The sequence below is a fragment of the Streptomyces sp. SID3212 genome (genome assembly GCF_009865405.1).
In the GTDB taxonomy this organism is placed as follows: Bacteria; Actinomycetota; Actinomycetes; order Streptomycetales; family Streptomycetaceae; genus Streptomyces.
The window spans coordinates 1-4,050 of the sequence record NZ_WWJY01000048.1; the positions used below are offsets into that span (position 1 = coordinate 1).

A 4,050-nucleotide genomic window follows, 5' to 3' on the forward strand; every position below is an offset into this window, starting at 1 on the left:
GTGACCAGCCCGGCCGCCTGGAGGGCGGGGAAGGCGAGCGAGCCGCCCCACAGGGCCAGCGCGCGGGACGGCCGGGTGTGCAGGCCGCGCGCCTCGGTCAGGGCGACGCGCAGGAAGTCGCGGACGAGGCGGCGCAGGGGCCGTACGGCGAAGAGCGCGAGGGCCGCCGCGACGAGCACCGCGCCCGCCGTCAGGGCGAGGGGCACCCCAGCCCCGTCCGGGACGAGGCCGTCCAGGCGCAGCGCCCGGGGGAAGGCCGTCAGCAGGGCGATCAGGAGGACGACCCGTCCGACGGACTCGGCCAGCAGGTACAGCGCGAGCGAGGCGGAGGAGCGGGACAGCGGGAGGCCGCAGCGGCGCAGGAAGCGCAGGTTGACGGCGCCCGCGCCGAGCCCGGCGGGCAGCAGGTGGTTGGCGGCGCCCGCGGCGAACTGCGTGGCGAGGAGCCGTCCGGCGGGCAGTCTCTCCAGGACCGTTCCCTGCCGGGTGAAGGACACGGCCACCCAGCCGAGCCCGGTGGCCGCGACGGCGGCGAGCAGCCAGGAGCGGTCGGCCGTGAGCAGTTCCCGGCCGCCGGAGACGATGAGCTGCCGGTGGAGGGCGACCCAGACGCCGACCGCCACGACGGGCAGGACCATGAGGATCCGGCGCAGCGGCAGCCGCCGGAGGAGTCCGCCGGGCGGGACGGACGGGTGAAGTAGGGCCATCGGCTCGGTCGTCCCTGGTCCGTGGTGCGCGGGCACCTGCCGGGAAGTGCTCTCGCCGCGACTGTCCCAGCTGAGCGCGACGTCCGGGCGTCCTGGGGCGGGCCAGCAGACGACGGACAGGCGCTGTCCCGGTGCGGGACAGCGCCTGGGCCGCCGGCCAGAGGACCGGCTCGGGAGACGATCCGGACTACGGAGTGATCCGCAGCGCGTCGATCATCCCCACCTGGGTGCTCCTGTTGATGACCTTGAACGTGTGCGTGCCCGAGGAGAGTCCGGACTTCTGCCAGACCACCTGTTGGACCTGCCGCGCTCCCGACACGTTCAGGTTCACCGTGGCCTGGAGGACGTTGTCCAGGTAGACGTCCACCGTCCCCATGTCCCCGTTGCGTTCGGACAGGTACTGGATGCCGGTCCCGGTGAAGGTGTACTGCGCGACCGCGCCCACCGTGTTGCTGTGGTGGGTGTCGTCGTTGTAGTCGCCGTATCCCCGGGGGCTGGTGAGGTGCCAGTTGCTGTCGTAGGTCAGCGCGGTGTTGTTGACCATCGGGTTCGAGGTGCCGGAGATGCCCAGGGTGGAGGCCGTGCCGCTCAGGGCCTTGGAGCCCTGGTTGGCCGTTCCGGTGAGCCGCGTGGTGGTGTAGTTGGACAGCGGCTTGGCGGTGCGCTCGACGACGTAGACCGTGTTGGCCGCCGTCGCGAACGTGATCTCGGCGCTGGTGCCGGTCGTGATGATCGCGTTGTCGGAGACCCGGCGGACCCTGACCTGCTGGGTGCCCCAGGGGTTCACGACGCGGGCGCTGTTGCCGAACTGGCTCTTGACGCCGACGTACTTGACCTCGCCGCCCTCACGCTCCGAGCTGACCGTGAAGCCGCCCTTCGCCTGGAGGCTGAACTTGCCGACGAACGTCGAGTCCGTGGGCACGGCGGGGAAGACCCGGATCTTGTCGTTGTACGACTGGAGCAGCGACTCGTTCATCGCGGTCAGGTGCACCCCGAGGTACTCGAACACACCGTTGGTGTTGGTCGTCATGCCGTTCGGGTAGTTCTGGTACTGCCGCAGCATGGTCTTCATGCCCTGGTAGGTCTGGTCCCCCAGGCCCAGCCGGGCCGCCTGCACGGCGTCGGGCGCCCAGACGTTCCCGTACGGGAAGGGCCGCGCGTTCCAGGTGTTGATCGCCTTCTGCTGGTCCGGGTAGCCGATGCCCGTGAGGTCGTACGGCCAGATCAGCTCGGAGGCGACGTTCTCGTTGTTGCGGGTCTGGGCGATCGGCGGGGTGTGCGGCAGGTAGGTGTTGGTGTCCGCCGGGTACGGGATCAGGTTGTCGAGGATCGACTGCCACTGCGGGCGCAGGGAGGCGTCGAGGCCCAGCTGCGATCCCGCCTGGATGGCGAGCGGGAACAGCATGCGGACGGCCGCGAGGTCGGTGATGGCGTTGGGCACGTTCCAGTACGTCTCGTGCGAGTTGGACGTCGCCACGTAGTACTGGCCGGTGCTCGCGTTGCGGGAGAGCTTCGCCTGGTAGAACTTGACGACCTCGCGCATGAACGGATACGCCGTGTTCCGCAGGTAGTTGGCGTCGTTCGTGTACTTGTACTGGAGGAACATGTTGTACGCGGCCTCGGCGCCGGTCGACCAGATGTTCTTCGTGTAGTCGCTGTTGACCGTGCCGCGCGCGTTGCCGTCCCAGCCCATCGTCTCCGGCACCCAGATGCCGTCCACGCCGTATCTGGTCTGGGTCGCCGACTTCAGCGCGTTGAAGTTGTCGCTGTACAACCGGTTGAACCCGTTGAGCAGATCACTGTGGTTGGACGCCAGGAACGAGTTGTAGACGTCGCGTTGGTTCCAGTACCAGTACGCGTTGCTCCACTTCGTCGCGTCCCCGGTGGCCCGGAAGACTCCGTTGATGAAGTGGAAGGGCTTGGTGCCGTACCCGCCCGCCGCGATCATGTACGTGCTCAGGTAGTAGATGTTCTCCATGTAGTCCGCGTCCTTGGACCCGTTGGAGTACTGGACGAACGACTTCTGCCAGAACGCGTGCCACCAGTTGCGGTAGTTGTTGTACGTGGTGTTGTATCCCGTGCCCTTGACCGAGTTCAGCGCGTTCTTGGCCTGGGTGACCGAGTTGTGCGACGGCGCGTTGAGCCGGCTGCTGGCGGTGAACCAGATGGTGTAACTGGACGACGGGGTGATGTTGAGCCGCACCTTGCGGCCGTCCACGACCTGCGCGGTATACGGCGCGCCCTCGACGGTCGCCGCCAGGGTGTAGCCGAAGTTCTGCGGGTCGGCCTGGCCCCGGCTCAGCCCGGCGCCGGTGGAGTCCGCGTAGGTCGACACCGTCTTCCAGGTGTCGAGGTTGGGCACGTCGCCGCTGTTGCCCAGCTGGGAGACGTCCCAGAGGCTCAGGTCGAGGGAGACGTTGGAGATCCCGCCACGGGTGTCCTCCACGTGGACGCCCATGACCTCGGAGTTCGGCGAACCCATCACGGTGACCGTGCGGTTGTTGTCGTACTTGGTGGTGAGCGTCCCGTCGTACAGCGAGAGGCGCTGCTGGTACGTGGAGTAGCCCGAGTCCATCGCGGGGGTGGTCCGCAGGTTGAGCAGGCCGGCGCCGAACGCGGTCTGCTGCGAGGTGTCGACCCCGGAGACCTGCATGGTCAGGCCGTTCTCCTGCCAGGCCATCGCACCGGTCTTGCCGTTCCCGACCGTCAGGCCCTGCACGGGGCTGGTGTTGGGCCGGTTGTAGACGATGTCGTGCTTGGAGAGATAGCTCGCGTAGTCCACGTCCAGGGCACCGGTCGAGGAGTTGAACGCGGCGTCGGTGGTCGACGCGGAGGCCGGCGCACCGGCGAGACCGCCGAACAGACAGGCGAGGGCAAGGAGGAAGACGGGTAGTCGGGTGGCTCTCATGGTGTGTCACTCCCACGGGCGGCGAGGGGGAGGTGCGGGGGAACGTGCGGAAAAGCGGCGGATGAAGGCGGAACGGGGCGGGGATGGAGGAACAGCGCGAAGCAGCGACGTGACATGCGCGCAACACGCAGTGAACATCGGAGGTTTCCGGCCGTCAAGCAGTTGCGCACAAGTATTTCCGGCCTTCTCGCGGGAGTTGGACTTTCATTGATCGGACCTCCGTCCGAGACTCCCCCGCCGACGCCACGTCTTCGACCGTGCCGACCGTTCCCGTACATGAACATCCGGCCCGGACATGAACTCCGGCCGTCCGGTGGAAAACCCGTACTCCCCATGGACACACAAAGGTCTGGACCTGAAGATGGGAGTCCCCCACGTCAAGGAGTCGTTCACATGGACAGACGACACCTGCTCGCCGGCGGCGCCGCGCTCGCG

The 4,050-nt window shown here is 67.9% G+C and carries 2 protein-coding genes; both read right to left on the reverse strand.

Annotation, left to right across the window (positions count from 1 at the left end; all coding sequences use genetic code 11):
* Nucleotides 1–707 (reverse strand): lysylphosphatidylglycerol synthase domain-containing protein (locus GT042_RS01975; RefSeq protein ID WP_161306961.1); only part of this gene is annotated, 707 nt, incomplete at its 3' end.
* A 187-nt stretch (nt 708–894) separates the two neighbouring features.
* Nucleotides 895–3,615, reverse strand: a complete 2,721-nt coding sequence (locus GT042_RS01980; protein ID WP_202532231.1) for a glycoside hydrolase family 95-like protein — start codon at nt 3,613–3,615, stop codon at nt 895–897.
* Between the last annotated feature and the right edge of the window lie 435 nt (nt 3,616–4,050).